Here is a 3,947-nt window from a genome sequence, read left to right as displayed (position 1 = left end):
CCCCCCCCCCCCCCCCCCCCCCCCCCCCCCCCCCCCCCCCCCCCCCCCCCCCCCCCCCCCCCCCCCCCCCCCCCCCCCCCCCCCCCCCCCCGCCGCCCCCGCCCCCCCCCCCCCCCCCCCCCCCCCCTCCCCCACCCCCCCCCCCCCCCCCCCCCCCCCCCCCCCCCGGCCCCCCCGCCCGGCCCGCCCCCCCCCCCCCCCCCCCCCCCCCCCCCCCGGCCGCCCCGCCCCCCCCCCCCCCCGGGCCCGCCCCCCCCCCCCCCACCACCCCCCCCCCCCCCCCCCGGCGGGCCCCCCCCCCCCGCCCCCCCGCCCCCCCCCCGGCACCCCCCCCCCCCCCCCCGCCCCCCCCGGCCCCCCCCTCCCGCCCCCCGGCCCCGGGCCGGCCGCTCCGGCCGTGAGCCCGGCCGAGGCCGCGAGCCAGAGCCAGGGCGGCGAGAGGGCGTCGCAGGCGGTGGCGCTCCATGACGCCGGCGCGGTCTGGACGAGGAACAGCGCCGGGGCGACGAGCCCGAGGGCGAGGCCGAAGCCGAGGAAGGGCGGCAGCGCGGCGCGCCCGGCCCGCAGCCACAGGCCGGCGAGGACGAGGCCGGCGAGCGCGATGAACGGCAGCGCCTCGAGCCCGACCGCCAGGGAGAGGGCCGCGAGCGCGCCGGCGCGCACGCCGTCCCGAAGGGTCATGTCCGAGCGGGCGAGGCTCAGGGCCAGGGCGACGATCGCGCAGATCTGGACGTTGTGGTGGTCGATCCGCCCCGGGGCGAACAGGCCGCTGACGACGACCGATTGCGTGGCGGCAAACAGCGCGAAGGCCGCGGCGCGCCATCCGAAGAGGCGGCGCACCCCGCGGTAGAGGATCGCCGCGTAGAGGCCGAGCAGCACGAGCGGCCAGGCCACCGCGGCGATCCCCTCGGCCAGGGCCGCCCCCGCGAAGGGCCGGGCCAGCAGGATCAGGCCGGCGATCGGCGCGTCGACGAGGCGCGACCAGTGCATCGGCGGCGCACCGACGTGGCGGGCTTGCGCGAGGTCGAACCAGGATTGGCCGGCGAGGAGATCGCGCACCTGGACGAGCCGCATCACGTCGTCGGTGTCCGGCAGGCGCAGGTCGCGCAGGATCGCCCCGGTTCCGGCCCAGGCCGTGAAGCCGACGGCGCCGGCGAGAACGAGGAGCCAGACGAGCGCCGGGCGCTCGAAGGGGGAGACCTGGGAAGAGGCTTGCACCGCCCGCATTCCGGACCGGGCCTGGGGGAGCAAGGCGGCGAGCATGGCGCGGGATCCTGGCCTGGATGAGATCCGGGTGGGCCCGGGGTCGCACGGGCGCCGTTACCCCCCGGTTAGTGTCTCTCACGAAACTCCCGGTCACCGTCGCGGCTGGCTGCGGCAGCAACAGCGCGGCGGGAGTTTTGCGAGGTGTACTGAGCGGGGCCGGTTGAGCGGATCTTTACCATCCCGACGATAAAGCTCGGGAAGAGACCGGTCCCAGGGACCCACCCCAAGCGGCCGTGCCGGCCCCGGAGTTGCCCCAGCGATGAGCCTTCACACCGAGACGCTGGTGATCGGCGGAGGACCGGCGGGCCTGACCACCGGCTACATGCTGGCGAAGGCCGGCCGCGACGTGGTGGTGCTGGAGCGCGACGCGACCCAGGTCGGCGGCATCAGCCGCACCGTGGAGTACAAGGGCTTCCTGTTCGACATCGGCGGCCACCGCTTCTTCTCGAAGTCGCAGGAGGTGGTCGATCTCTGGAACGAGATCCTGCCCGACGACTTCATCGAGCGGCCACGGCTGTCGCGAATCTACTACAAGGGCAAGACCTACGCCTACCCGCTCAAGGCCTTCGAGGCCCTGCGCAACCTCGGCCTCATCGAGAGCGGGCTCTGCGTCGCCTCCTATCTCTGGGCCCGGGCGCGGCCAATTCCTGAGCCGCGGAGCTTTCACGACTGGGTCCGCAACCAGTTCGGCGAGCGGCTGTTCTCGATCTTCTTCAAGACCTACACCGAGAAGGTGTGGGGCCTATCCTGCGACGACATCTCGGCCGATTGGGCGGCCCAGCGCATCAAGGGCCTCGACCTCGGCGCGGCGATCCGCGACGGGCTGAAGCGCTCCCTCGGGCTGCACCGGCCGGCGTCCAACGATGGCCCGGTGATCAAGACCCTGATCGAGTCATTCCGCTATCCCCGCCGCGGCCCCGGCATGATGTGGGACGCCGCCGCCAACGCGATCCAGCGCAATGGCGGGAGGGTCCTGCTCGACCGGCGGGTCGACGGGCTGTCCTACGATTCCGCCACCAAGCTGTGGACGGTGAGCGCCCGGCGCGAGGGCGGCGGGCGCGAGACTTTCACGGCCCGCAACGTCGTCTCCTCGGCCCCGATCCGCGAGCTCGTCGGCGCCATCCGCCCGGCCCCCTTGAGCACCTTCCAGGCCCGCTCCCTGCGCTACCGCGACTTCGTCACCGTGGCGCTGATCGCGAAGGCCAAGGACAGCTTCCCGGACAACTGGATCTACGTCCACGACCCGGCGGTGAAGGTCGGCCGGGTGCAGAACTTCCGCTCCTGGTCGCCCGAGATGGTGCCGGACGATTCCTATACCTGCCTCGGCCTCGAATATTTCTGCTTCGAGGGCGACGGCCTGTGGAACGCGCCGGATTCCGAGTTGATCGCGCTCGCTCGCCGCGAGATCGGCCTGATCGGCCTCGTCGATCCGGCGAGCGTGGTCGATGCCTGCGTGGTGCGCCAGCCCAAGGCCTATCCGGTCTACGACGACGCCTACCGCGCCCACGTGGCGACGATCCGCCGGGACCTCGAGGGGAGCTACCCGACTCTCCACCTCGTCGGCCGCAACGGGATGCACAAGTACAACAACCAGGACCACGCGATGATGACCGCGATGCTGACGGCGCGGAACATTCTTCTCGGCGAGCGCCGCTACGACGTGTGGAACGTCAACGAGGATGCCGAATACGCCGAGGCCGGGCCGTCGGGGGCGCGGCAGGCCCTGGTGAGCGAGCGGATGGTGCCGCGCAAGGTGGCGTGAGCCGTCACGATGGGGTCTGAGCCGGCGCGCACCGCAGGCTCAGCAGCTCGTCCAGCGTCGGGTCGAACCCGGCGACCCAGCGTCCCCAGACCGGCACCGTCGCGGCCGTGAGCGCCAGCGCGAGGAGGATCCACGGCAGCGCCGCGCGCCGCATCACCGCCCCCGCACCAGGAGGCCGCCCGCCAGCGCCATGGCGGCGCCCCAGGCGAGGAAGCTGGCATCCCACCAGGCCCAGGCCGCCCGCGGCACCGTCTCGTTGACGTGGTGCACCCCGAGGATCTGGTGGTCGACTACGCCCTCCACGAGGTTGAACGCCGCCCAGCCGAGCAGCACCGCGCCGGCAAGCACCCGGCCGTCGTAAGGACCGCCCCGGCGCCACAGGCCGAACACGCCGAGCACCACGAACACGTAGGTGGCGCTGTGGAAATAACCGTCCCAGCGGGTGTTCAGCTCCAACGCGTCGAGCGAGGTGATCGGGTACCAGCTGCTCAGCATGTGGTGCCATTGCAGCACTTGGTGCAGCACGATCCCGTCGAAGAAGCCGCCGAGGCCGAGGCCGATCAGGAGTCCGGGCCACAGGTCGTGCCGGGGTCGGGGAAGCGCGGTCATGCGGGGCGAACGGCACGCAACTGCATCCGTTCCGGGGGCGCTTCGGCGCCGGCGCGTCACCGCGCCGCCATCGGTCCCTTGACCGGGCGGGGCGGGAGGAGCCGGTCGATCTGCGCCGAGGTGAGGCGGCCGGTGGCCTGCGCGCCGAGCCCGCGCTGATACCGCGCGATCGCGGCCCGGGTCCCCTCCCCCGGTCGGCCGTCGGCTTTGCCGGCGAAATGTCCCGACCGGGCCAGCGCCTGCTGGATCTGCCGCCACTCCTCCGGCTGCAGCGCGGCCTCGTTCCGCGGCGGCGGGGGTGGTGCGGCGG

Annotated in this window: 4 protein-coding genes and 1 pseudogene; 1 reads left to right on the top strand and 4 read right to left on the bottom strand. The window is 74.2% G+C overall.

Annotated features, from left to right (window positions below; all coding sequences use genetic code 11):
* Positions 1–1,263, bottom strand: a pseudogene (locus ABZT49_RS28470) (hypothetical protein); the annotation flags it as partial.
* Between the two features lie 262 nt (positions 1,264–1,525).
* Between ABZT49_RS28470 and ABZT49_RS28465 the strand changes: the two are divergent.
* Entirely contained in the window at positions 1,526–3,028 is a 1,503-nt protein-coding gene (locus ABZT49_RS28465; RefSeq protein ID WP_355291137.1) for an NAD(P)/FAD-dependent oxidoreductase, read from the top strand.
* Positions 3,029–3,032: 4 nt separating this feature from the next.
* Here the strand turns inward: ABZT49_RS28465 and ABZT49_RS28460 are convergent, their stop codons facing one another.
* From ABZT49_RS28460 to ABZT49_RS28450, 3 genes are all read right to left on the bottom strand, one after another.
* Positions 3,033–3,182, bottom strand: coding sequence for a hypothetical protein (locus tag ABZT49_RS28460; protein ID WP_355291135.1), 150 nt, complete (start codon positions 3,180–3,182; stop codon positions 3,033–3,035).
* Positions 3,182–3,637, bottom strand: a complete 456-nt coding sequence (locus ABZT49_RS28455) for a DUF2243 domain-containing protein (RefSeq protein ID WP_355291133.1) — start codon at positions 3,635–3,637, stop codon at positions 3,182–3,184. Before ABZT49_RS28455 ends, ABZT49_RS28460 begins: the two co-directional genes overlap by 1 nt.
* Positions 3,638–3,693: 56 nt before the next feature.
* Positions 3,694–3,947: peptidoglycan-binding domain-containing protein (locus ABZT49_RS28450; protein ID WP_355291132.1), on the bottom strand; the 254-nt coding region annotated here is incomplete at its 5' end.

Source organism: Methylobacterium sp. EM32 (assembly GCF_040593685.1).
Taxonomy (GTDB): domain Bacteria; phylum Pseudomonadota; class Alphaproteobacteria; order Rhizobiales; family Beijerinckiaceae; genus Methylobacterium.
Note: the sequence above shows the minus strand (reverse complement) of the source record. Positions and strands in the feature narration are given on the sequence as shown.